The sequence below is a fragment of the Pseudactinotalea sp. HY158 genome (assembly GCF_009660225.1).
Lineage (GTDB): Bacteria > Actinomycetota > Actinomycetes > Actinomycetales > Beutenbergiaceae > HY158.
The window spans coordinates 2,846,955-2,870,988 of record NZ_CP045920.1 but is presented as its reverse complement, the minus strand read 5'-3'; the positions used below and the strand labels follow the sequence as shown (position 1 = coordinate 2,870,988).

Sequence of the window (24,034 nt, the reverse complement as noted above, 5' to 3'; positions counted from 1 at the left end):
GGCCCGGCCCGCAGTGGCCCCGGCCCGGGGAACTAGAGTGACGTGCGTGCCCGCCTCCCACACCTCCCATACCTCCCTTACCTCTCGCCCCGTCCCGCTCCTGGTCGGCCTCGCCGGCGCCGCCGCCGAGGTGGTCGCCCTCGTCGGGGCGGCGGTGTGGATGCTCGTCGACCGGCCCGAGGGCGGAGCCGATTCGCTGCCGTACGGCATCGCGATGGCCGTGACGCTGCTGCTGTTCGCCGGGCTCGTCGGCCTCGGGGTGCGAGGGCTGTGGCGCGGGCACCGCTGGGGTCGCGGCCCGGTCGTGACGTGGCAGCTGCTCCAGGGGATCACCGTGGCCACGATGTGGGGACTGCTGCCGGCGGCCGTGGCCGCCACGGCCCTCGCGCTGAGCGTCGTCGTGCTCGTCACCCTGCTCACCCCGGCCGCGTTGGCGGCGACCGCTCGAACCCTCGGGCCGGCGGCCGGCTCACGGGACTGAGTCCCCGAGACCGCCCGACCCACTCGATCCACCCGACCCACCGGCACGGTCGACCTGCACCGGGATCGCCCGGCCGCCGAGCGCGAGCACGCCGCGGCCCGGCCGGCGGCCCCCGAGCCAGGGCCGCACGTCCACGCCCGTGAGTGCGGCCGGGACGGGCCCGAGCACGAGCATCGCCCCGTCACGGGCCCGCGCGAGCAGCGGATGGAAGCCGCTCACGAGCCCGTCCGGCCGGGTCGTCACCACGACCGCGCCGCCGCCGGTCAGCCACGCCATCCCCTCGTCGAGCGTCGCCGCGGGGGTGCGGTCCACGTCGTCGAGGACGAGCAGGCCGCCCGCGACCGGAGTTCGCCCGCCCGCGCTCCCGAACGAGACCTCGCCGCCCGCCTCGGCCACCCGGCGCCCGATCGTGGTCGCCGCCGTGGTCCGGCCCCGGCCGGGCCCGCCCACGACGGTGAGCACCTGCCCGGGCGTGACCGGCGCGAGCACGGGGGCTGCGTCGTCCCCACCCAGACCGACGACCACCCACCCGGCTCGCCCGGACGCTCGAGCCGCCGCCGCGGGCAGGTCCACGAGCGCCGGCACGGGCCGCAGCCGCAGGGGCGGCGGATCCACTCGACCGGCCGGCCCGGGTCCCTCGAGCGGGAGCAGCACCTGCCCGCGGATCGCCCGCCCGCCCGACAGGAGCGTGCCCCGGCCGCGTGGGGCGTGCCCCGCCCACGCCTTCGGCACCCCGGCGAGCAGCTGCAGGTCCGGCTCGCCCCCGGTGAGCACGAGCCGGTGATCGGCCGGCTGCGCCCACCGCGGCAGCGGCAGCTCGCTCGTGAGCACGAGGCCGAGGCCGTTGCCCCGCGCCGAGCGCAGCAGCTCGGTCACGGCCTCGGCGCCGCAGCCGGGCCCGAGCCGCTCGTCGATCGCGCGCTCGAGGGCGGCCGCGTCGTCGAGCACGAGCAGCTCCGGGCGGGTGCGCGGCTCCTCCGTGAGGATCCCGAGCAGGCGTCGCGCGAGGACGACGTCGCCCGCCTCTCCCGTCGTGCCCAGCCAGGGGGCGGCCGGGTGGGGCGCGGCCGGGCCGGGCAGGTCCCGGCCGAGCAGGTGGGTGACGACGCCGCGGTCGAGTGCGGCCCGGGCGAGCGTGGCCGCCGCGGTCGTGCGGCCGCTGCGGCGGCCCGCGACGACCAGCACCTCCCCGGCGGGCAGCGCCCAGTGGCCGAGCCGCTGCTCGTCGGTGACGTCCACGACGAGCAGCGGCAGCTCGCCGCCCGGTGCCGGCGGCCCCGGGGCCGGAGTGGGCCACGGTGCCACGGGCGGGAGCGCGCGGGCCCGGTCCGGCAGCTCCGGCGCCCATGGCCGGTACGCCCCGCCGGACTCGGTGGCTCGGGCGGCGCCGGTGAGCGCGGCGACGAGGCGCGGCACGTACCCCGCGTGCGGCGGGCCGACCCAGAAGGACTGCACCTCGGCCGGCGTGCCGGCGCGCAGCAGGAACCGGCCCGGCACGGGCGGTAGTCGCGCCGCGCCCGGCTCGCCGAGCACGTCGACCGAATCGCCCTCCTCGAGCACCCGCAGGCACAGCCGCACGGCGATGTTCGCCCGGATCTCGGCCCCCACCGCGCCGCCCGGGCGCTGCGTGGCGAGCACGAGGTGGAGGCCGAGGGAGCGGCCCTGGGCGGCGAGCCGCACGAGCTCGTCGAGCACGTCGGGATGTTCCTCGGACATGGCCCGGAACTCGTCCACCACGAGCAGGAGGCGGCACAGCGGCGTGCCGGGCAGGCCGCGGCCGAGGCGGGCGTGGTGCTCGAGCAGGTCGGCCGCCCCGGTCTCGGCGAGGAGCCGCTCGCGCCGCTGGACCTCCGCGCGCAGCCCGGCCAGCGCCCGGGCCGTTCCGGGCGGGTCGAGGTCGGTGAGCACGCCGGCCACGTGGGGCAGGCCCGCGAGCTCACCGAAGGTGGCGCCGCCCTTGTAGTCCACGAGGATGAGCGAGAGGCGGCTCGGCGGGTGGCCGCGGGCGAGGGCGAGCAGCCAGCTGAGGAGCAGCTCGGACTTGCCCGATCCGGTCGTGCCGGCCACGAGCGCGTGCGGCCCCTCCGCGGCCAGATCGACCCGGGCGGGCACGAGCCGGCCGGTGTCGGGATCCTGCCGCACGCCCACCGGGGCCGCGAGCCCCGCCGGGGGATCGCGCCAGTCTCGCCGGATCGCGTCCGGTTCGGCCGGCCCGAGCACCGCGGGCAGCAGGGCCTCGGTCGGCAGCGCCCCGGCGGCCGCGGGCAGGAGCGTGAGCACGTGCCGCAGCCACGGCAGTCGGACCCGGCGATCGTGATCGTCGGCGACCGGGATCACCCGGCTGCACCACCGCGGGGCCTGCGAGGCGGCGGGGCACACGACGATCGTGACCGCGCCGGTGCGCGGGGGCGCCGCCGGATCCTCCGTGACCGCGATGTGCAGGCCGCCCGAACCCGCCACCGGGCCCGTCCCGGACGTGGGGACGGTGGCGTGCCCGGCGAGGCCCCAGCCGGGCGGGACCCGGAAGGTCACGTCGGCGCGGGTGAGCAGGAGCTGACCGAGCAGCCAGCGTGCGAGGGAGCCGGCCGCCTCCGGGGCGCCGCACACCGCGATCCCGCCCCCGGCCGCGGCAGGTCGACCGATTCCCACCGGTGCCGCCGCCGGCGTGGGGCGTGCGCCCGGCGCGCGTCCGCCCGGCCGAGCTCGAGGCGGGTGCCGACCGTGGGCCACGGCCGGCCCGCCATGGCCAGCGCGGCGGCGGGATCGACGAGCGGCGGCGGCCGGGGCCGATCCGCCTCGGTCCGGTCGCGGCGCCGCTGCCGCCACCGCGGCACCGCGACCGTGCCCACGACCATCGCCACGAGCGCCCCGAGCAGCACCCAGCGCAGCGCACCGCCGCGACCGGTGAACAGGAACATGAGCATCGTGCCCGCCGAGAACACGAGGGGCAGCAGCATCCCCGCTCCCGGCGACGCGGGGGAGCCGGCCTCCGGCTCCTGCCCGGAGCGCAGCTGCAGCCGGGTCTCCCCGGCGCGCACGAGGCCGCCCGCACCGAGCCGGAGCCAGCGCCCCCGGGGCACGGGCAGCCAGATCCCGGCCCGGCGCACCCGGGTGCCGTTCGCCGAGCCGCAGTCGCGCACCTGCACGTGCCGCCCCCGCACCCGCAGGAGGCAATGCCGACGCGAGAGCAGCGGATCGGCCACCCGGAGCGTGGCCTCCTCGCCGCGCCCGAGCACGACCTGCTCCCCGCCGGCCGGGAGCGCGGCGATCCAGCCGGGATCGGGGCCGCCGACGACCGCGACGTGGGCGTGCACGACCGGATTCCTCATGGCCCCAGGACACACCGCGCCCCGGCGCGCTCGCCGGCACGCCGGGGCGGACTGTGGACGCCGGGTCAGGCTGTGGACGAGCCGGTCACCGGCGCCCCCGAGTCGCTCACTCGAGTCGCTCACTCGAGGCGCTCACTCCTCGGCGAGGGCCTCGACCGGGGACGTGCGCACGGCGCTGCGGGCGGGCAGCACCGAGGCGAGCAGTCCCGCGGCCACCGCCACGACGACGACCGCCCCGACCGTGCCCCAGGGGATCACGAGGGAGACGTGCCCGAGCTGCCCGAGCATCACGGCCGCGCCCGCCCAGCCGTACGCGATCCCGGCGATCAGCCCGATGATCGTGCCGACCCCGGCGATGAGCACCCCCTCGACCGCCAGCATCGCCCGCAGCTGACCGCGGGTCAGGCCCATGGCCCGCAGCACCGCCGACTCCCGCCGCCGCTCGAGCACCGAGAGCGCGAGCGTGTTCGCCACGCCCACGAGCGCGATGACCACCGCCACGGCGAGCAGGCCGAGCACCACCGCCAGGAGCGTGTCGATCACCTGCGCGAAGGAGACCCGCTCGAGCGCGCTGCCCTCGACCGCGACGAGCGGCGCCTCCGGATCGGTCTCGCTGATCCGGGCCAGGGCCTCGTTCAGGCTCTCCCCGACCTCGAGCGGGTCGGCGCCGTCGGCCAGCGCGAGCCAGGCCACGTTCTCGGGCACCTCCGGTGCGATCTCGGTCATGAGAGCGGGGGTGGCGATCGCGGAGGCGCCGTCGTAGGAGTTGACGAGCACGGTGACCTCGATCCCGTCGCGGCCGCCGAGGCGCAGGCCGTCGCCGGCGGACAGGCCGAGCATCCGGGCGCTCGTGTTCCCGATGAGCACGGTGCGATCGTCCAGGCCGGCGAGGTCGCCCGGGTTCTGGAGCACGGATCGCGCGTCCGCCGGGGCCGTGAGCGCGAGCGTGGGGCCGGCGTCGTCGGCGCCGTCCGCGGCGGCCTCGATCCACTCCGCGCGCCCGAAGCTCAGCGCGTCGATCCCCTCGAGCGCAGTGACGGCGTCGCGCTGGTCGGGCGTGAGGGCGAGGGTCTGATCGACGGTCGCCGCGCTCAGGTCGACCGGGAAGTTCGACGTGAGCTCCTCCTCGAGTGCGCGCTGGCCCGTGGCCGCGCCCGTGCTCATCATCGCCACGAGCGCCACCCCGATGACGAGCGCGTTCGTGGTCGTGGCCGTGCGGCGCGGGTTCCGGATGGCGTTCTCGGTGGCGATCCGGCCCGCCACGGAGCCCCCACCGAGGCGACCGAGGAGGCGCACCACGGCCGGCACGACGTAGACGGCCCCGAGGAGGATCCCGAAGACGGAGATGAACCCGCCGGGGATCCCGAGCAGCAGCCCGACCTCGGGCCCGGTCGCCGGTTCGGACCGGGTGGCCACGAGCACGCCGCCGACGAGCATGACCGCCCCGATGAGCACGAGCGCGAGGGCGATCCCGGCGCGGAGCCTGCCCGCGGTGCGCGTGCCGTCGAGGGGTCGCAGCGCCGCCAGGGGGGAGACCCGGGTGGCGTTGCGGGCGGGGAGCCAGCACGCGACGAACGTCACGGCCAGACCGGTGAGCAGCGGGGCGATGATCGTCGCGGGCGTGATGCCCACGGCCGCGGCCACGTCGATGCCCGGGAGGTGCGGGCTGAGGAGCCGGGCGCCGAGTTCGACCACGCCGATGCCCAGACCGATCCCGACGGCGGAGGCCCCGACCCCGAGCAGGGCCGCCTCGGTGAGCACGGACCGGCGCACCTGCCACCGGGTCGCGCCGATGGCCCGCAGGAGGGCGAGCAGCCGGGTGCGCTGTGCCACGAGCACGGTGAACGTGTTCGTGATCACGAGCGCCGCGACCGCGAGGGCCACGGCGGCGAACGCGAGCAGGAGCGTGGTGAACGTGTCGGCGTCGCCGGTCAGGCCCGCGGTCGTGTCCTGCGCGAACTCGGTCATCGTGCGCACCTGGACCTCCGGGCCGAGCTCGGAGGTGAGGTCCGACTGCACGCCGGCGAGGTCCGGGCCGGCGGCCGGGTCGAGCGCGACGGCGATCGAGTCGAAGGAGTCGGCGGGCACGACCTGCCGGAACCGGTCCGCGGGGAGCACGAGGTCGGCGCCGGCATCGAAGAAGCTCGTCGCGCTCGCGGTGATCCCGACGACCGTGGCGCTGTGGCGTGTGTCGTCGACGGGGGAGAGGTAGTCGAGCCGGTCGCCGAGGGAGAGCTCGAGCCGGGAGGCCAGCCCCGCGGAGACCGCGACCTGATCGTCGGCGCGCGGGAACTCGCCGGACTCGAGCGTGCCGGTGCGCATCCGTGGCAGTGGGGCGGCGGACTCGATGCCGACCCATTCGGACCGGTTCCGGGCGCTCACCTCCATGCCCACGTAGGTCCGGGGCCGGGCGGCCTCGACGCCGTCCGTCGCCGCGATCCGCTCGAACTGCTCGTCGCCGAGGGGATGGCCGGTGACCACGAGGTCGCTGCCGGCGTAGGCGGCCGTGAAGGACTGGTAGGCGGTGTTGCGCATGGTCTGCCCGGCGAGCAGCGTCGCGGCCACGAACGCGGTGCCGAGCACGATCGCCAGGCCCGCCGCGGCGAGCCGGGCCCAGCCGGTGCGCATGTGGTGGAGCGTGATCGCGAACATCAGGCGACCGCCTCCGGGGCACGCAGCGCGTCGAGGCCCGCGAGCACCGACTCCGGGGTGGGGTGGGAGATCGTGCCGGCGACCCGGCCGTCCGCGATGAGCACGACCTCGTCCGCATAGGCCGCGGCCGCCGGGTCGTGGGTCACCATGACGATCGTCTGGCCCAGCTCGCGCACGGAGCGCCGCAGGAACGCGAGCACCTCGGTGCCCGAGCGGGAGTCGAGGTTCCCGGTCGGCTCGTCGGCGAACACGACGTCGGGCCGGGTCGAGAGGGCCCGGGCGATGGCGACGCGCTGCTGCTGCCCGCCGGAGAGCTCGTGCGGCTTGTGCCCGAGCCGGTCGGTCAGCCCGAGGGTCTCCACGAGGGTGAGGTACCACTCGTGGTCGAGGCGGCGGCCGGCCAGCTGCGAGGGCAGGGCGATGTTCTGCGCGGCGGTGAACATCGGCAGCAGGTTGAACGACTGGAACACGAACCCGATCCGGTCCCGGCGCAGCAGCGTCAGCTGCTTGTCGGTCAGCGCGGTCAGTTCGGTCTCGCCGAGGTACACCCGCCCGCCCGTGGCGCCGTCGAGGCCCGCGAGCAGATGCATGAGGGTCGACTTGCCCGAGCCGGAGGGCCCCATGATGGCGGTGAAGCGGCCGCGGTCGACGGCGACGTCCACGCCGTCGAGGGCGTGCACGGCCGCCTCCCCGTGCCCGTAGATCTTGGTGAGTCCGCTCGCGCGCACGGCCGGGGCCGCCGCGTCGGGTCGTGGTGTGGTCATGCCCCGAGCCTAGGAACGCCCGGGAGGGGCGCGCGTCCGGCCCAGGGCGGCTTGCGCCGTCCACCCGCAGGAGGACGCGCGGGCCCCGGGGTCATTCCCCGGGGCGCACGAGACCGGTCTCGTAGGCGAGCACGACGGCCTGCACGCGGTCGCGGGCGGAGAGCTTCGCGAGGATCCGGCCGACATGGGTCTTGACGGTCGCCTCGGCCACGAACAGGTCACCGGCGATCTCGGTGTTCGAGCGGCCGCGGGCCATGAGCACGAGCACCTCCCGCTCCCGGTCGGTCAGGGTGTCGAGGATCGCAGGGGAGGCCTGCTCGGAATCGGGCAGGGCGGCGGCGAGCTGTTCGATGAGACGACGCGTGGTCGAGGGCGCGATGACGGCGTCGCCGCGGTGGATGGTGCGGATCGCGGCGAGCATGTCCTCGGGCGGGGTGTCCTTGAGGAGGAAGCCCGAGGCCCCGGCCCTGATCGCGGCGAGCGCGTATTCGTCGAGGTCGAAGGTGGTGAGGATGACGACCCGGGGAGGGGTGGTCCCCGCGGGGGTCCGGGCGGGGTCGGTCAGCTCGGCGGTCGCGGCGAGCCCGTCCATGGTCGGCATGCGCACGTCCATGAGCACGACCTCGACCTCCCGCCCGGCCAGCAGCCGCAGTGCCTGGGCCCCGTCGCCGGCCTCGAACACGACCTCCATGTCGGGCTGGGAGTTGATCACGAGCGCGAAACCGGCGCGCACGAGCGCCTGGTCGTCGACGATGGCGACGCGGATCGGGGTGGGCGTCGGGTCGGGCGTCATGGTGTCCTCGGCTGGTGGGATGGGCGAAGCGGTGGCGGGCGGGTGCCGGCCCTGGCGACGAGGGTAGCCGCCGCCGGCGGGCGGACCGCGGTGCTGCGGGGGCTACGGGGCTACGGGGCGCCGCCCGGGATCGGGATCGTGGCGCGCGTGCGGAAGCCGCCGCCGGGCCGGGGACCGGCGATGAGGGCGCCGCCGAGCATGCTCGCGCGCTCCTTCATCCCCACGAGGCCGTATCCGGGGACCTCGGTGGCGGCGGCGGCGCCGCGGCCGTCGTCCTCGACGGTGAGCACGAGCTCGGCTGGAGTCCACTGGGTGGTCACGGTGACGCGCGCGTGCGGGCCGGCGTGCTTGAGCACGTTCGTCAACGCCTCCTGCACGATCCGGTACACGGCGACGCCGGTGCCCGGGGGCATCGGCCGGGGCGTGCCCAGATCCACGTGGGAGACCTCGAGCCCGCTGCGGCGCACCTGCTCCAGCAGCGCGACGATGTCGGCGTCGGCCGGCTGGGGGATGAGGTCGGCCGCCTGCCCGTCCTCGTCGCGCAGCACCCCGAGGATCCGGCGCATGTCGGCCAGGGCCGCCCGGCCGGTCTCGGAGATCGTCGACAGCGCGGTGACCGCCGCCGCCGGATCCGCCGCGGCGGCGTACCGGCCGCCGTCGGCCTGGGCGATGACCACGGAGAGGGAGTGGGCCACGATGTCGTGCATCTCGCGGGCGATCCGGTTCCGTTCGGCGGCCGTGGCGAGCTGGGCCTGCTGATCGCGTTCGAGTTCGAGCCGGGCGGCCCGCTCTCGCAGGGACTCGGTGCGGTCGCTCCGGCTGCGGCGCAGGAGCCCGACCGACCAGAACAGCAGCACCGCCGTGGCTGCGAACGCGAAGCCGAAGGCCACGAGGAACACCGCCTCGAGCCGGGTGGTGGCGTTCGCGGCGAACACGGTCGACACGAGCAGCCCGCCGACGAGGGCGCCCGCGAGGCCGAGCCGTTCGGCCCAGCGCGGCCCGTGGACCGTGACCGAGTAGAGCGCGAGGAAGATGAGGGCGTCGATCGGCAGGAGCATGAAGCCGGCCGCGAAGTGGGCGAGCGCGGTGAAGTACACGAGGATCGTCGCCGGCACCGGGTTGCTCGCCCGCCAGACCATCGCGCCGCACATGAGAACGCCCGCCAGGAGCACGATGGCCGGGGCGCCGTCGCGCGTCCCGAAGCCGGAGAAGCCGAACGTCACGAGGCTCGAGAGCCCGAACACCACGAAGCACACGACCGCCAGGAGGACGTCCTGCAGCAGCCGCGGCCGGGTGGGATGGCGCCGGCTGCTGCTCGGCCCGGCGGTCACGGGGGCGGACATGCGCCCAGCCTAGATGAGTAATTCCAAGGGGTCAGTGGTCGTAGGCGGTCAGTGAGCGGCGGATGGGCTGGCCGGTACGGTCGTTGTGCCAGATGGCGGCGGTCAGGGCCAGGATGCGTTGCAGGATGCGGATCAGGACACCGGCGGGGGTGCGGCCTTGGTGGCGTTCGAGGTCGAGTTGGCCCTTGAAGGTATCGAAGATCGATTCGATGGTCTGGCGCAGTGGTTTGAAGAACCGTGCACCCGGGCGCGGTTTCTCGCCCTTGCGTGCTGGGCGCAGCAGTTCGATTTCGTGGTCGGCGAGGTCGGTCTCGAACTGGTGGCCGAAGTAGTTCTTGTCGCCGATCAGGATCGATCGGGCGCGTCCGGCCAGGGACTGGTCGGTCTGCAGGAGTTCCAGGACCACGGTGCGTTCATCGGCCTTGGCGCCGGTGATCGCGAACGCGATGGGCAGTCCGTGGACGGTGGCGATCATGTGCAGGCGTAGTCCCCAGAAGTAGCGGGAGTGGCTGGCGCAGTAGCCGTACTGGGCCCAGCCGGCCAGGTCCGAGCGGTGCACGGTCTCCCTGGAGCGGGCGCATTCGATGGGGGTGGAGTCGACCAGGAGGACGTCGTCGTCGTACACGGAGGTCTGGGATGCCAGCGCCCGGATCAGCCATGCCACGGTCCCGACCAGGGCACGCAGGCGCTTGTTGTAGCCCGATTGACCCGGAATGTAGGGGAACATGGCGTGCAGGTGCGTGTGGGCGTACCGGAGCCAGCGGGTCTCGTTGGTATGGCCCAGCAGTGCCTGCATCACCGCCAACGTGATCAGCTCGGCGTCGCTGATCTGCGGTGCCAGGCCCACCAACGGCCGCAACGGGCATTCTTCGGGATGGGCCTTCAGTAGGTCATCGGTCGTGACGTACAGTTCAGTTGCGAGGGTGTCCAGGTCGGCGTCCACGGCGAACCTCCACGTTCGGCGATTGGGGTAACAACGCCGATCCTGGACACTTTCTCGTTCACCGCGCAGCCGCCGCGCCGCCCACACCCCTTGGAATTACTCATCTAGGCACCCGCCCGGGGCGGCGCGTCCCGCCCAGGGCGGGCGACGTCGTCCTCCCGCAGGGGGAGGCCGGCCAGTTCGGGAGGGGACGCCACGGCCTCGAGGAGGCCGGGGTGATTATTACGGACGGCGCCCACCGCCTTGGTCACGGGGTGCCAGGTGAGGCGGGGGCCGGGCTCGCGGGTGAGCTCGAGCGCCGCGCGCGCATCGGTGAGCTCCGGGTCGAGCCACGCGCGGGCGGCGGCCGCACCGAGCACGACCGGCTCGCGGGCGTGGAGGGTGGCGAGCGCCCCGCGGGCCTCGCCGGTGACGATCGTGGTCGAGAGCAGCCAGCGCTGCGGGTCGCCCGCGGGCAGCTCCGGATCCGGCCACCACGAGTACAGGCCGGCGAACGCGAGCGGCGCCTCGCCCGCGGGATGGATGTAATAGGGCTGGCGGAGCTCCCCGCTCCGGCGGGCCGTCGAGCCGGCTGCGCCGGTCGAGCCGGTCGAGCCGGTCGAGCCGGTCGAGTCCGGTGAGCCGGGGGCCGGGGTGTAGCGGTGCCATTCGTAGTAGCCGTCGGCGAGCACGAGGCAGCGCTGCTTCGCCGCCGGGACGCGGAAGGCCGGCTTGTCCGCGAGGGTCTCGGAGCGGGCGTTGATCATCCGGGACCCGATCGCCGGGGAGGTCGCCCAGGGCGGCACGAGGCCCCAGCGCGCGGCCTGGAGTGAGCGGCGGGAGCCGGGGTGGGCGACCACGATCCGCACCGGATCGGTCGGGGCGACGTTCCAGCTCGCCGCGATCGCCCGGGCCGCGTCGGTCATGTCGTCGACGTCGAAGGCGTCCGCCATCGCCTGGGCCGCCCGGAAGGAGGCATATCGTCCGCACATGCCTCCATCCTGCCCCCTGCCGCCCCCGAGTCACCGAGCCGCCGAGCCGTGGAGCCGTCAAGCCGTGGAGCCGTCAAGCCGTGGAGCCGTCGAGCCGTCGAACTCGGGATCGTGCCGGGGTCACCCCGGCCGCACTGCACGCAATCCGGCTCTTCGTGGTTCGTGGTGAGGAGGGCCGCACCGGTGGGATCATGAGGGAATGAGCGCCGCCGACTTCTACACGGGTGACCCGGATGCCGACCGACTGCTCGCGGCGGACGACCTCGCCCTGCTGCTCGGGATGGTGCTCGACCAGCAGGTGATGATGGAGACCGCGTTCGCGGGCCCGGCGAAGCTGGCCGATCGGCTCGGGGGTCTCGACCCCGCGCAGATCGCCCACCTGGATCCGGAGGAGTTCAAGGCGGTGTGTGCCACCCCGCCGGCGGTGCACCGCTTCCCCGGGTCGATGGCGGCGCGGCTGCAGGGGGTCTGCGCGGCGATCGTCGCGGACTGGGGCGGCGAGGCCGGGCGGCTCTGGACCGACGGGGAGCCCGACGGCGCGGAGGTCTATCGCCGGCTGCGTGCCCTGCCCGGCTTCGGGGATCAGAAGGCCCGGGTGTTCCTCGCGCTGCTCGGCAAGCGCCGCGGCCTCACGGCCCCCGGCTGGCGCGAGGCCGCCGGCGACTACGGTCCGGACGAGGCGTACCTGTCGATCGCCGACGTGCGCGACGAGCACACTCTGGCCCGTGTGCGGGAGAACAAGAAGGCCGTCAAGGCCGCGGCGAAGGCGCGCAGGTAGGCGCGAGCCGAATCATCGCGCGTCGGCGTTCGCCAGCTCGGCGCTTCGATCGCCGACGAGCTCCCGGATCGTCACCGCTGCGTCGCGCATCTCGCGCAGCAGCAGGAGTTCACGCCGCATAGAGGGGCTGCGTGTCGGCAAGGACCTGCACGCGGATGTACTTGTTGATCGCCTTGCGCGCGACCAGGTCGACCCGACGCCCGAAGAGCGCGGCGAGCTCGTCTTCGAGGTCGAAGAGTTTGAATCCAAGACGTGCATCCGGTTTCAAGACGTAGAGCAGGTCGACGTCGCTATCGGGCCGGTGCTCACCCCGGGCGACCGACCCGAACACCTCCAACGACGCGACGCCGTAGCGCTCGCATACTTCGCGCAAGCGCTCCGGGTCGACGTCCACGGCCAGCACAGCCCAAGACTATCGGAGAGTGGCCGCATCCGGCTGTCATCCAACCGATATCGACCCGATGACGATAGTTTGCACGGTGTTCGCGCTGACAACGAGGCGGTCGTGCTGCTGCGCCGCATCGCGCTCGACCCTGCTGCTGAGCGCGCGACGCCGAGGGGCACGTGCCCGTGCCGGTCCGCCGGATCCGCAGCGAATCTTGACCCGCCCGAGGGGGAATTCGCGGGCGTGCTTGAACCGTTCCCGGCCGCGTGCCCGCGCGGCCTGAGACGTCTCCCACACGTGCAACGCGAATCGTTTCGATCCGGCGAGAATCCTGACAGGATGCTCTGGCACGAACGAAACGTTTCGATATCAGGAGTCGGATGACCGCGCTCGCACGACCGCAGACCGCACCCATCCCCACGCGGGCCGCCCGGACCGGGCGGGCCTCGATGGCGAAGTGGGTCCTGCTGCTCGGTTCCATGGCCGCACTCGGTGCGCTCACCACCGACATGTACCTGCCCTCGCTCCCGGAGGTCGCCACCGAGCTGGGCACCGGGATGTCGGCGGTGCAGTTCACCATCACCGGCACGCTCATCGGCGGCGCGGTCGGCCAGCTCGTGATCGGCCCGCTCTCGGACCGCTACGGCCGCCGGGCACCCGTGTTCGCCGGGCTCGTGCTGCACATCGTGGCCTCGCTGCTGTGCCTCCTGGCCTACTCCGTGGTGCCGCTCATCGCGCTGCGGATGCTCCAGGGCGTGGGCAACGCCGCGGCCGGGGTCGTCGCCATCGCCGTGATCCGCGACCGGATGACCGGCTCCGACGCCTCCGCCCTGCTCTCCCGGCTCATGCTCGTGATCGGCGTGGCCCCCCTGCTCGCCCCCACGATCGGCAGCGCCCTGGCCCACCTGTGGGGCTGGCGCTCGGTGTTCGTGGCGCTCGCCGTGCTGGGGGCCGGGCTGTTCGTGATCGTGTGGAGGTTCCTGCCCGAGACGCTGCCCGCCGAGCGGCGCCTGCGCAGCACCCGCGGGGTGATGCGGTCCTACCGGGTGCTCGCCGCCGACGGGCGCTTCATGGCGTACGCGCTCCTGCCCGGGCTGACGATGGCCGCCCTGTTCGCCTACGTCGCCGGATCCCCGTTCGTGCTGCGCGACGGATACGGCCTCTCCTCCGGGGAGTTCGCGATGCTCTTCGCGATCAACGGCGCCGGACTCGTGCTCGGGGCCCAGCTCAACGCCGCGCTCGTGCGCCGCTTCGCCCCCATCCGCATCATCCGCATCGCCATGCCGTTCGCGGTGATCTGCGCGCTCGTGCTCACCGCGACCGCGCTCACCGGCGCCGGCGGACTCCTCGGGCTGCTGCTGCCGCTGTTCTTCGTGCTGTTCTTCGGCTCGTTCATCCCGCCGAACGCCTCGGCGATCGCCCTCGGCCGCCACGGTGAGCGGGCCGGGGCGGCCGCGGCCTTCATCGGCGCGCTGCAGGCGGGGATCGCCGGCGTCATCGCACCGATCGTCGGCGTGCTCGGCGGGAACGCGACGGCCATGGCGATCGTCATGCTCGCGGCCGTCGCGGTGAGCCTCGGGGTCATCGCCTTCGGGGCGCGCGCCTATCGCCGCGGCGGCTGGGAGGCTACCGTGGAACCGGACACACTGCAGGACCGACGGGCCTGAGCCGGGGAGACCGGGTGGGCGCGCGGGGCGGGATTGGCGAAACCACCGGACGAAGGGGCACAGTGAACGGATGAGCGCCACGACGACGTCCACCCCCATGTCGGACGTGCTGCGGCTGCAGCGCGCCGCCTTCCACCGCGACGGCCCGCCCGATGCCGCCCTCCGGCGCGACCGGGTGGACCGCTTCACCCACGCGGTCGTGGCGAACACGGACCGGCTCGTGACGGCGATCTCGGATGACTTCGGCCACCGCCCCGAGGTGACCACGCTCGTGACCGACGTGCTCACCCTCGCCGCCGAGACCGAGGTCCTGCGCGCCGGTCTCGGCCGCTGGATGCGGCCCCGCTATTCCGCCGGCGCCGTGACCGGCCGGGTCCTGCGCCTGGCCGGGCTCACGAGCCAGGTCGTGCCCAGCCCCCTCGGGGTCGTCGGCGTCATGGGCATGTGGAACTTCCCGCTCAACCTCACCGCGGTCCCGGCCCTCACCGCCCTGGCCGCCGGCAACCGGGTCATGATCAAGATGAGCGAGAAGCTGCCGCGGACCTCCGAGGTGCTCGCGAACGCCTGGCACGACGTCTTCGACGTCGAGGAGCTCGCCGTGGTCACCGGCGACGTGGCCGTGTCGGCCGAGTTCGCCTCGCTCGACCTCGATCACCTCTTCTTCACCGGCTCCGCCGCGACCGGATCGAAGATCATGGCGGCCGCCGCCACGAATCTCACGCCCGTGACCCTCGAGCTCGGCGGCAAGAACCCCGTGGTGGTCAGCCCGGAGGTGGCCTCCCATCGCGGCCGGCTGCGCCGCTCCGCCGCCCGGGTCGCCGCCTCCCGGCTGCTCAACGCCGGCCAGGTCTGCCTGAGCCCGGACGACGTGTACGTGCCCGCCTCGCAGCTTCGACTGTTCGTGCAGGAGGTCTTCAACGCCTGGAGTGAGACCGTGCCCGACCGGCTCGCGACCGGGGAGGTCACCAGCCTGATCGACGCCCAGGCCTACGACCGGGTCACTGCACTCATCGACGACGCCGCCGCCCAGGGCGCCCAGGTGCTGCGCGCCTTCGGCACCGACGAGGCGGGGGAGGCGGCGCTGCGCGGCCGGCGCATCGTGCCGCCCACGATCGTGCTCGACGTGACCGAGGGCATGCGCCTGAGCCGCGAGGAGGTCTTCGGACCCGTGCTGGCCGTGCACCCCTACGACGACGTCGACGAGGTGGTCGCCCGGCTCGCGGATCGGCCCGCCCCGCTCGTGGCCACCTGGTACGGCAAGGACGACGCGGCGTTCCGCTCGTTCGTCGCGAACACCCGGTCCGGGGGCGTGGCCCGGAACGATTGGGGCCTGACGAACGCGATCCCGATGGCCCCGTTCGGCGGCGTCGGGCAGTCGGGGATGGGCCGCTACCACGGCAGGTTCGGCTTCGAACAGTTCTCGCACCTGCGTGCGGTGGCCGGCTCCGACCTGCCGATCTCGGTGACCGACCTGGCCGCCCCACCCGGGCCCGACGGCTGGACCGAGAAGGTGCGTTCGGCGCTCGGCTCCTACGCCGGCCTGCTCGACCGGCGCCTGCGCCGCTGACGGGGCCGGACTCCGGGGGCCGGTGAGCTGGCGTAGGGTGGTCGACTGTGGTCACCGACTTTCCCCATGAGATCGAAGCGCTCCGGCACACCTACGACACCATCGCGGCGGTGACCGACCCGGCGCAGCTCGCCGCCCGGATCGAGGAACTCTCGCAGCAGGCCGCCGCCCCCGACCTGTGGGACGACCTCGAGCATGCCCAGGCGGTCACGAGCGACCTGTCGCACACGCAGTCGGAGCTGGGGCGGCTGACCAAGATCTCGCAGCGGATCGACGACCTCGAGGCCCTCGTCGAACTCGGCGAGGAGGCCGGCGACGACGAGGTGATGGCCGAGGCCGCCGGGGAACTGGGATCCATCCGCGAGGCCCTGAGCGACCTCGAGGTGCGCACCCTACTGTCGGGGGAGTTCGATCAGCGGGAGGCCGTGGTCTCCATCCGGGCCGGAGCCGGCGGCGTCGACGCCGCGGACTTCGCCGAGATGCTCATGCGCATGTACCTGCGCTGGGCCGAGCGGCAGGGCTATCCCACCTCGGTCCTCGACACCTCCTACGCCGAGGAGGCCGGGCTCAAGTCCGCCACCTTCGAGGTCAAGGCGCCCTACGCCTACGGCACCCTCTCGGTGGAGGCCGGCACGCACCGGCTCGTGCGCATCTCCCCGTTCGACAACCAGGGTCGCCGGCAGACGTCCTTCGCCGCCGTCGAGGTGATCCCGCTCATCGAGCAGACCGACCACGTCGAGATCCCCGAGGCCGACATCAAGGTGGACGTGTTCCGCTCCTCCGGCCCGGGCGGGCAGAGCGTGAACACGACCGACTCGGCCGTGCGGATGACCCACGTGCCCACCGGCATCGTCGTGTCGATGCAGAACGAGAAGTCCCAGATCCAGAACCGGGCCGCCGCGCTGCGCGTGCTCCAGTCCCGCCTGCTGCTCCAGCGCCAGGAGGAGGAGAACGCCACGAAGAAGGCCCTCGCCGGCGACGTCAAGGCCTCCTGGGGCGACCAGATGCGCTCGTACGTGCTCCAGCCCTACCAGATGGTCAAGGACCTGCGCACCGAGCACGAGTCCGGCAACCCCGCGGCCGTCTTCGACGGCGAGATCGACGACTTCATCGAGACCGGGATCCGCTGGCGCCGGCGGCAGCAGGACTGACCCGACCCCACCCATCGGGGCGACCGCGCCGATACGGGCGCCCGATGGGCGACGCCCGGGCGCGCCTACGAGGGCCGGCCGGGCGTCGTCCATAGGCCGCTCGCGGCGGTTCGGCGTGTCGCAGTCACGCTTCGCAGGTTGGTTCCATACGCTGCCCATGGCCGGAGTTCAGCACGACCAGCTCCTCATGGCGCCATCCCATTCTCGAGACCGGCCGGTTGAAGATACGTGATTCGCTTAGACAAGGTCTCCAAGGTGTACGCCCGTGGAGCACGCCCAGCCCTGGACCAGATCGACATGGAGGTGGACCGGGGGGAATTCGTGTTCCTCGTCGGCGCCTCCGGTTCCGGGAAGTCCACATTCCTGCGGCTCGTGCTGCGCGAGGAGCGGCCCACCTCCGGGGCGATCTTCGTGGCCGGGCGGGACCTGTCGAAGGTCTCGCAATGGAAGGTGCCGTATCTGCGCCGCCAGATCGGCACGGTGTTCCAGGACTTCCGGCTGCTGCCCAAGAAGAACGTGTTCGACAACGTGGCCATCGCGCTGCAGGTCATCGGCAAGCCGCGCCACCACGTGCTCCAGGTCGTGCCCGAGACCCTCGAGCTCGTGGGCCTCGCGGGCAAGGAGAAGCGGCTGCCGCACGAGCTCTCGGGCGGGGAACAGCAGCGGGTCGCGATCGCCCGGGCGATGGCGGGCCGTCCCGCGATCCTGCTCGCCGACGAGCCCACCGGCAACCTCGACCCGGCGACGTCCGTGGGGATCATGCGCCTGCTCGACCGGATCAACCGCCGGGGAACCACGATCGTCATGGCCACCCACGACGACGACATCGTGGACCAGATGCGCAAGCGCGTGGTGGAACTCGTGGACGGGCAGATGGTCCGTGACCAGGCCCGCGGAGTGTACGGAGCGCAGCGATGAGAGTCCGGTTCATTCTTTCCCAGATCGGCTCGGGGCTGAAGTCGAATATCGCCATGGCGATCTCGGTGGTGCTCGTGACGTTCGTGTCGCTCGCGTTCGTGGGGTCGGCGGCGCTTATGCAGACCCAGATCGGCAAGCTCAAGGACGACTGGTACGACAAGGTCGAGGTGAGCGTGTTCATGTGCCCGGCGGACTCGCTGCAGCCCAGCTGCGCGGGCGGGGAGGCCACCGACGACCAGCTCGACGACGTGCGCGGGATCCTCGAGTCGGAGGCGCTGGCGCCGTACGTCTCCAAGGTCTACCTCGAGACCAAGGAGGAGGCCTACGACAACTTCGTCGAGCAGTTCGGCGACGAGGACTGGGCCCAGGCGATCACCGCCGACCAGATGCAGGTCTCGTTCCGGATCAAGCTCGTCGATCCCGAGCAGTACGAGGTCATCGCCGACGAGCTCACGGGCCGCACCGGCGTGCAGCAGGTGCAGGATCAGCGCAAGATCTTCGAACCGCTCTTCCTCGTGCTCAACCGCGCCACGGTGCTCTCGGTCGGGCTCGCCGTGGTCATGATCGTCGCGGCCGTGCTGCTCATCACGACGACGATCCGGCTCTCCGCGATGAGCCGCTCCCGCGAGACCTCGATCATGCGCCTGGTCGGGGCCTCGAACCTGTTCATCCAATTGCCATTCATGCTCGAGGGCGCGATCGCGGCCCTCGTCGGCGCGGCCCTCGCGGTGGGCGGGCTCTGGGGCGCGGTGGACTACCTGCAGGGCTGGTTGGCGGACCAGATCACCTGGGTCAACCTCGTCAACACCGCCGACGTCTGGACGATCGCACCCATCCTGGTGCTCGTCGGAATCCTGCTCGCCGGGGTCTCCTCAGCTGTGAGCCTGAGCCGATACACGAAGGTATGACCATGGCACGCCGCACACGCCCCCTCCCGCGGATGCTCGCCGCGCTCACCGCCTTCGCGGCCACCGCGGCCCTGCTCCTGGGCGGGCTGACGCTGCCCGCCGCCGCCGGCCCGAAGGACGATCTGGAGGATCAGCGCGCGCGCAACGCCCAGGAGCGGGAGGAGCTCGAGGCCTCGCTCGAGGGCACCGACCAGGACCTGGCGGAGCTGTACCTCGCGCTCGACGAGACCAAGCGCCGCCTGCCCGAGGCCGAGGCCGAGCTCGAGGTGAAGAACCAGGAGCTCGACGCCGCCGAACGCGAGCTCGACGCCGTGCAGGATCGGCTCGCGGCGGCCCGCTCCCAGCGGGACTCGCTCGAATCCGAGATCGCGGCGAGCGACACCGAGATGGACACCGCCCACGCCGCCCTCGGTGAGGTGGCCCGTTCCGCCTACCGCGGCGGCGACGGCATCTCGACCCTGGCGGTCGTGTTCGAGGCCACCTCCCCGCAGGAGTTCGCGAGCTCCTACTCGGTCATGAGCTCGGCCATGCGCACCCAGAACGAGACCCTCGCCGAGCTGCGGGACATCCAGGCCGTCAACCGCAATCGCGAGGCACGCCTGGGCGCCGTCGAGGATCGCATCGGCGATCTGGAGGACGAGGCCGCCGCCGCGGTCGCCGCCGCCGACGACGCGCGCGCGGCCGCCGCGGATCTCGTGGCCGAGATCTCCCAGCTCAAGATCGACCAGGAACATCAGGCCGCCGACCTCGAGGACGCCAAGGCGGCGAGCGAGCAGGAGCTCGCCGACCTCAAGGCCGCCGACGCCGAGCTCGCCTCCCAGATCGCCGACATCGTGGCGAAGGAGGAGGCCGCGGAGGCCCGCCGCCGCGAGGAGGCGGCCAAGAACCAGAACTCCTCGAAGCCGGGCTCGGGCGGGGGCTCCTCCTCCGGCGGGGGCTCGGGCGGCTCCGGCGGGTCGGGCGGCTCCGGTGGCAGCGGCACGCTCATCCCCCCGGTCGGCCGGTCGAACCTGCACGTGACCTCCCCGTGGGGCATGCGCTGGTATCCGTTCGGCGGGCGGTGGATGCATAACGGCGTCGACCTGCGCTCGAGCTGCGGGGAGAACCAGATCGCCTCGGCCGCGGGCACGGTCTCGGCCGTGCGGCCCGCGGCCGGCAACGGCACCCACGGCAACCAGGTGATGATCAACCACGGCCGGATCGGCGGCAGCATCTACGTCACGGTCTACAACCACCTGTCGCGATTCGCCGTCTCCACGGGCGAGCGGGTCTCCCAGGGCGAGACGATCGGCTACACCGGCGCGACCGGGAAGGTGACCGGCTGCCACGTCCACTTCGAGGTGTGGAAGAACGGCAGCACGATCGACCCGATGGGCCTGCCCGGGTTCTGAGCGGCCGAAATCGAGTGGCTCGCCCGCGCGCCGCTCCTCTACAGTGGGCCGCGACGGCCGGCGGCCCCGTCGGGTGCAGGCGGGCGTGTGGTCGCGGCGAGAAGGAGCAGGATGAGCAAGGCGGGCAAGAAGCAGGCGAGTGCCAAGGTCGACCCGAAGACGGTCAAGACCGTGGTCGCGCGCAACCGCCGCGCCTATCACGACTTCCACATCGACCGCACGTTCGAGGCCGGGATCGCCCTGACCGGCACCGAGGTGAAGAGCCTGCGGGCCGGGCGCGCGAGCCTGATCGACGGCTGGGTGCACATCGACTACGGCGAGGCCTGGCTCGAGAGCGTGCACATCCCGGAGTACACCGAGGGCACGTGGACCAACCACGCCCCGCGCCGCAAGCGCAAGCTCCTGCTCCACCGCGAGGAGATCGCCAAGCTCGACCAGAAGACCCGCGAGAAGGGGCACACGATCGTGCCGCTCGAGCTCTACTTCATCGGCGGCCGGGCGAAGGTCGAGATCGCGATCGCCCGCGGCAAGCAGGAGTGGGACAAGCGCGAGACGCTGCGTCAGAAGCAGGACGAGCGTGAGGCCGCCCGGGCGATGAGCGTGCGCCGTCGCCGCGGCTGAGCCTGTCAGCGCCTCGTCTGCGTGAGCGCCGAGGCCGGGGAGGGCAGAGTAGTCTGCGCCCGGAGAAGCCCCGGATGTTCACTGTCGGACGCGGGTGCGATTCCCGCCACCTCCACCAGCGACATGTCGTCGTCTAGGCCATCCCACCCCGGTGTGCACGCTCCGCACGCGCTGCGGTGAGGACGTTCGGCTCGCGGCTCTCATGCCGAACCGGCGCACTCCATGCTCCCGGACGGCGCCGGTGCCGATCGTGTCCAGTCGAGGACGTGGTGCATCCAGGTCCTGCCGATCGCGGTGCCCGATAGGGCGGGGTCGATCAAGGTGACGATCAGCGCGGCGGCCAGCGCTGCTGTGCTGTAGGCGGCGCAGTGGGGGACTGGGCGGCTGAGTCTGGCGTAGCCGGGTCCCCAGCCGGCAGGGATGGTGAAGTGGTCGAACGGCATCATGCGGCGGCGTTGGGCTTCCGTGAGGATGGCGGTTCTCAGGGCGCCGCCGTCGATGTCGTGGGTGGTGGCGAAGGCGACGAGGTCGACGAGATCCTTCTCGCGGGTCGAGTCGCGTTCGCCGTACCTGGTCATCGTGGCGCAGACCTTGTCGGCGATCTGGTCCACGACCGGGTAGAGGCGGTAGGCGTGACTGGTCAGCCGCGGCAGTGGTAGTGCGCTGACAGGGCGACTGGCCGTGATCTGGTCAGTGATTCCGGCGCCGACCGCGAGGTCGACGTGGACGGTGCCCCTGTTGCTGATGCCGATGAACACGTTGAACTTCACGCGATATCCGTCGGTGTAAGGCTGGGTGTCGGTGCCGATCGAGTCGCTGTGCCCGGCGTACTCGAAGGTGAAGTGATCGTGCAGATCGATCCGCGACAGGCGTCTGAGGTCCTCGAGCGCTCGGTCGAGGCTGTAGCCGCGGCGATACAGGTCGATGTCACGGGTGGAACGGGTGGACGGGATCCGCGCGAGGATGCCGGTGCCGCCCTTGAGTACCCAGTCGGACCCTTCCCCTTCTGAGAACACTCGGCTGAGGAAACGGTTGAAGTACTCCAGCTGGATCCGCTTGCCGACATCGAGTGAGGGGTCTGCGGCGGCCGCCGTCTTCGCCGCGTTCTTGATAGCGCTTTCGACACCAGCAGCAGTCGAATATGCGGCCGTGTCAGCCATCGGATTTCAGGATTTCGGGCCGCCTGGTCCGCGCGGTGTTGATCAGCAGATCGGCCTCTGCGACGTTGAGGCTGCTGAGGTAGCGTGCAGCGGTCCGTGGTCCGAGCGACGGGTCGCGTGCGATCTGGTCGGCGAGTGCGTCTGGGTCGATGCCTGCGGCCTGTTGGAGTCGTTCCAGCAGAGCGGCACCGTCGCCCTTGGCGAACCCGTGGCGGTGGGCGAGTGGCCCCAGCAGCACTGTGAGACGGCCGAGGTCGAGATCGCGTTGCTTCGACGCGTCGCGCAGGGCGTCGCTGACCAGGCTGAGGTCGCCGACGTCCTCGACAAGGTCAGCGATGGTGCGTTCGAGCGTCATCACTGGTAGGCCCTCGACCAGGGTGACGTCTTGCGCATCTAGGGCGCGCAGGCGGTAACGGATCTGGGAGCGCTGGCTCTGCCGTCGGGCGGGGGAGACGAACTCGTGCCGGTCTGTCCAGAGGTCGCCGATGCCGTGGAGCCGGGCGGCCGAGGATGCGGCGATCACCACACCCTTGGAGCGTTCGCTGAGCCGCGCTTCGCCGATGAGCCTGGGATTGGTGCTCAGCCAGGCCGCGCGTAGGTCGTCGAGCCGGCCGCTGGGTGCGCCGCCGTCCATGTATACGCCGTGCGCGAGGCGCTTCAGGTGTCCGGACTGGGCCAGGCGAGACAGGTCGAGACGAGAGACTCCATGCAGACCGGCTTGCGCTGCCGTCACCATGCCCCACTGGTAGGCCGTGATGCCGGCAAGCGTACGGAGCGCCTCCACAGCATTCATGCTTGTAATGTATCTTCCAGGTCGATACATGACAAGGTCACTGCTGGCCGGCACTGACGTCGCCGTCGCCTACGTTCGGTGGGCCTCGGCGGGGACGACGTCCGTGGGCCCCGGTGTGGTGCGCGGCCTGCCCCGCTGTGCCCGGGCCTCGGCCTCGGTCTGCTTCTTCGTGGCCGCGAAGGAGCAGATGGGGCAGCCGGCGAGGTCGTGGCGCTGCGCCGGGCAGAACTCCCGGCCGAAGTAGATGATCTGCAGGTGGCGCCGATTCCAGGTGTCCCGGGGGAAGACCCGCTTGAGATCCGTCTCCACCTTCTCCACGGTCGTGCCGGTCGACAGGCCCCACCGCCGCGCCAGCCGGAAGATGTGCGTGTCGACGGGGAACGCCGGGATGTCGAAGGCTTGAGCCATGACCACGCTGGCCGTCTTGTGCCCCACGCCCGCCAGGTGTTCGAGGAAGTCCCAGTCCGGGAGCACCCGACCGCCGGCGTCGAGGATCTGCCCGGCGGCGGTCCACACGTTCCGCGCCTTCGTCGGTGCGAGACCGATCTGGCGGATCAGCTCGAGGATCCGATCCGCGCCGAGCGCGTACATCTCCTCGGGCGTGCTCGCCTCGGCGAACAGCGCCGGGGTGACCTCGTTGACCTTCTTGTCGGTGGTCTGTGCGGACAGCGCCACGGCCACGAGCAGCGTATAGGCGTCGGTGTGGTCGAGGGCGATCGGCGGGTCCGGGTACAGGTCGTCGAGGATCCGCCCGATCCGCTCCGCCTTCTCCGCCCGCTTCACGCGGCCAGCCTACCGGCCGCGCATGCGATCGCCGCGGCCGGGTCCACCCGCCTACGGACGGCGCAGCTCGCCGTCCGTAGGCCGCTTCCGGTCGGCGCCCGGACGAGGCGGTTCACCCCTGGGAGTAATGGTTCGACAGCGGCTCGATCGGCCCCGTATCATGGGGATGTCGCGGTTCGCCGCGGCGGTACAACTCAATAGGGGGTGATCGGTTTCGACGGCAGTCGTCGATCCAGGAGAAGCGGGCCGAGGATGCAGAGTCATCTCGTTAACGCTCTTTGCAAACCAATAGGTGCCGATAACAACCGCACCGACTTCGCACTCGCCGCCTGAGCGAGTCCTGAAGTCCGTCAGCCCGGGCTAGCTCTCGACCCGGTTCCTGGCGTCAGCTAGAGAGCCACTGCTCATCGTCCTCGTTACCGGGACGGTGGGGACTTCTAGGTAACTGAGCCCGTCAGCACCTTGTCTGCGTGAGTGCTGGGGCCGAGAAAAGCAGAGCAGTCTGCGCCCGGAGAAGCCCTGGATTTTCACTGTCGGACGCGGGTTCGATTCCCGCCACCTCCACTGACGAAGCGCCGCGTGCCCCAGGGTGCGCGGCGCTTCTCGTCGTGGTGCCGGCGGTCTTCGGCGATCGGC

Annotated in this window: 21 protein-coding genes and 1 other RNA gene; 10 read left to right on the top strand and 12 right to left on the bottom strand. The window is 72.5% G+C overall.

Features of this window, described 5'->3' with window-relative positions:
* Nucleotides 1–46: 46 nt before the first annotated feature.
* Nucleotides 47–481: a hypothetical protein gene (locus GCE65_RS12575; protein WP_153878641.1), complete on the top strand. Its 435-nt coding sequence runs from the start codon at nucleotides 47–49 to the stop codon at nucleotides 479–481.
* Here the strand turns inward: GCE65_RS12575 and GCE65_RS12570 are convergent.
* The 8 genes from GCE65_RS12570 to GCE65_RS12540 all read right to left on the bottom strand — a co-directional run bounded on the left by GCE65_RS12570 (nucleotide 470) and on the right by GCE65_RS12540 (nucleotide 11,276).
* Nucleotides 470–3,124 carry an FtsK/SpoIIIE domain-containing protein gene (locus GCE65_RS12570; protein WP_228760200.1) on the bottom strand — a complete coding sequence of 885 codons (2,655 nt, stop codon included), beginning with the start codon at nucleotides 3,122–3,124 and terminating at the stop codon, nucleotides 470–472. The genes GCE65_RS12575 and GCE65_RS12570 overlap by 12 nt on opposite strands.
* On the bottom strand, nucleotides 3,010–3,810 hold the full coding sequence (locus GCE65_RS16670; RefSeq protein ID WP_228759946.1) for an FHA domain-containing protein: 801 nt from the start codon (nucleotides 3,808–3,810) through the stop codon (nucleotides 3,010–3,012). The genes GCE65_RS12570 and GCE65_RS16670 overlap by 115 nt, the downstream gene beginning before the upstream one ends.
* A 132-nt stretch (nucleotides 3,811–3,942) precedes the next feature.
* Nucleotides 3,943–6,462: an ABC transporter permease gene (locus tag GCE65_RS12565; protein WP_153878639.1), complete on the bottom strand. Its 2,520-nt coding sequence runs from the start codon at nucleotides 6,460–6,462 to the stop codon at nucleotides 3,943–3,945.
* The gene (locus GCE65_RS12560; protein WP_152909407.1) at nucleotides 6,462–7,226 is read right to left on the bottom strand and encodes an ABC transporter ATP-binding protein; all 765 of its coding nucleotides are present in this window, start codon (nucleotides 7,224–7,226) and stop codon (nucleotides 6,462–6,464) included. The genes GCE65_RS12565 and GCE65_RS12560 overlap by 1 nt, the downstream gene beginning before the upstream one ends.
* Nucleotides 7,227–7,317: 91 nt before the next feature.
* The gene (locus tag GCE65_RS12555; protein ID WP_152909408.1) at nucleotides 7,318–8,019 is read right to left on the bottom strand and encodes a response regulator transcription factor; all 702 of its coding nucleotides are present in this window, start codon (nucleotides 8,017–8,019) and stop codon (nucleotides 7,318–7,320) included.
* A 110-nt stretch (nucleotides 8,020–8,129) separates the two neighbouring features.
* Nucleotides 8,130–9,362, bottom strand: a complete 1,233-nt coding sequence (locus GCE65_RS12550; RefSeq protein ID WP_153878638.1) for a sensor histidine kinase — start codon at nucleotides 9,360–9,362, stop codon at nucleotides 8,130–8,132.
* A 31-nt stretch (nucleotides 9,363–9,393) separates the two neighbouring features.
* Complete coding sequence (locus GCE65_RS12545; protein ID WP_153878637.1) at nucleotides 9,394–10,305, bottom strand: IS982 family transposase; 912 nt, start codon at nucleotides 10,303–10,305, stop codon at nucleotides 9,394–9,396.
* Between the two features lie 104 nt (nucleotides 10,306–10,409).
* Nucleotides 10,410–11,276, bottom strand: a complete 867-nt coding sequence (locus GCE65_RS12540; protein ID WP_153878636.1) for an SOS response-associated peptidase — start codon at nucleotides 11,274–11,276, stop codon at nucleotides 10,410–10,412.
* Nucleotides 11,277–11,475: 199 nt separating this feature from the next.
* Here GCE65_RS12540 and GCE65_RS12535 point away from each other — a divergent pair, with 199 nt between their 5' ends.
* The gene (locus tag GCE65_RS12535; RefSeq protein WP_153878635.1) at nucleotides 11,476–12,054 is read left to right on the top strand and encodes an HhH-GPD-type base excision DNA repair protein; all 579 of its coding nucleotides are present in this window, start codon (nucleotides 11,476–11,478) and stop codon (nucleotides 12,052–12,054) included.
* A 109-nt stretch (nucleotides 12,055–12,163) separates the two neighbouring features.
* Here GCE65_RS12535 and GCE65_RS12530 read toward each other — a convergent pair whose 3' ends face one another.
* On the bottom strand, nucleotides 12,164–12,457 hold the full coding sequence (locus tag GCE65_RS12530) for a nucleotidyltransferase family protein (protein WP_228759945.1): 294 nt from the start codon (nucleotides 12,455–12,457) through the stop codon (nucleotides 12,164–12,166).
* Between the two features lie 362 nt (nucleotides 12,458–12,819).
* Here GCE65_RS12530 and GCE65_RS12525 point away from each other — a divergent pair, with 362 nt between their 5' ends.
* From GCE65_RS12525 to smpB, 7 genes are all read left to right on the top strand, one after another.
* Nucleotides 12,820–14,106, top strand: coding sequence for a multidrug effflux MFS transporter (locus tag GCE65_RS12525; protein ID WP_228759944.1), 1,287 nt, complete (start codon nucleotides 12,820–12,822; stop codon nucleotides 14,104–14,106).
* Between the two features lie 70 nt (nucleotides 14,107–14,176).
* On the top strand, nucleotides 14,177–15,673 hold the full coding sequence (locus tag GCE65_RS12520) for an aldehyde dehydrogenase family protein (protein ID WP_152909413.1): 1,497 nt from the start codon (nucleotides 14,177–14,179) through the stop codon (nucleotides 15,671–15,673).
* A 47-nt stretch (nucleotides 15,674–15,720) separates the two neighbouring features.
* A complete protein-coding gene (gene prfB / locus GCE65_RS12515) occupies nucleotides 15,721–16,824 on the top strand; it encodes a peptide chain release factor 2 (protein ID WP_153878634.1) in 1,104 nt (367 codons plus the stop codon).
* Nucleotides 16,825–17,052: 228 nt separating this feature from the next.
* A complete protein-coding gene (ftsE, locus tag GCE65_RS12510; RefSeq protein ID WP_153878633.1) occupies nucleotides 17,053–17,742 on the top strand; it encodes a cell division ATP-binding protein FtsE in 690 nt (229 codons plus the stop codon).
* Nucleotides 17,739–18,650 carry a permease-like cell division protein FtsX gene (ftsX, locus tag GCE65_RS12505; RefSeq protein WP_153878632.1) on the top strand — a complete coding sequence of 304 codons (912 nt, stop codon included), beginning with the start codon at nucleotides 17,739–17,741 and terminating at the stop codon, nucleotides 18,648–18,650. Before ftsE ends, ftsX begins: the two co-directional genes overlap by 4 nt.
* 2 nt (nucleotides 18,651–18,652) lie before the next feature.
* Nucleotides 18,653–20,041 (top strand): murein hydrolase activator EnvC, encoded by a 1,389-nt coding sequence (locus GCE65_RS12500; protein ID WP_153878631.1) that lies wholly within the window; start codon nucleotides 18,653–18,655, stop codon nucleotides 20,039–20,041.
* Between the two features lie 111 nt (nucleotides 20,042–20,152).
* The gene (smpB, locus tag GCE65_RS12495) at nucleotides 20,153–20,662 is read left to right on the top strand and encodes an SsrA-binding protein SmpB (RefSeq protein ID WP_152909416.1); all 510 of its coding nucleotides are present in this window, start codon (nucleotides 20,153–20,155) and stop codon (nucleotides 20,660–20,662) included.
* 200 nt (nucleotides 20,663–20,862) lie between these two features.
* Here the strand turns inward: smpB and GCE65_RS12490 are convergent, their stop codons facing one another.
* From GCE65_RS12490 to nth, 3 genes are all read right to left on the bottom strand, one after another.
* Nucleotides 20,863–21,822, bottom strand: coding sequence for a nucleotidyl transferase AbiEii/AbiGii toxin family protein (locus tag GCE65_RS12490; protein WP_153878630.1), 960 nt, complete (start codon nucleotides 21,820–21,822; stop codon nucleotides 20,863–20,865).
* Complete coding sequence (locus GCE65_RS12485) at nucleotides 21,815–22,615, bottom strand: type IV toxin-antitoxin system AbiEi family antitoxin domain-containing protein (protein ID WP_194928702.1); 801 nt, start codon at nucleotides 22,613–22,615, stop codon at nucleotides 21,815–21,817. The genes GCE65_RS12490 and GCE65_RS12485 overlap by 8 nt, the downstream gene beginning before the upstream one ends.
* Nucleotides 22,616–22,684: 69 nt before the next feature.
* The gene (gene nth, locus GCE65_RS12480) at nucleotides 22,685–23,398 is read right to left on the bottom strand and encodes an endonuclease III (RefSeq protein WP_153878628.1); all 714 of its coding nucleotides are present in this window, start codon (nucleotides 23,396–23,398) and stop codon (nucleotides 22,685–22,687) included.
* Nucleotides 23,399–23,598: 200 nt separating this feature from the next.
* On the opposite strand from nth, the gene ssrA reads away from it, so the two are divergent.
* Nucleotides 23,599–23,965, top strand: a transfer-messenger RNA (tmRNA) gene (ssrA, locus tag GCE65_RS12475).
* The last annotated feature ends 69 nt before the right edge of the window (nucleotides 23,966–24,034 follow it).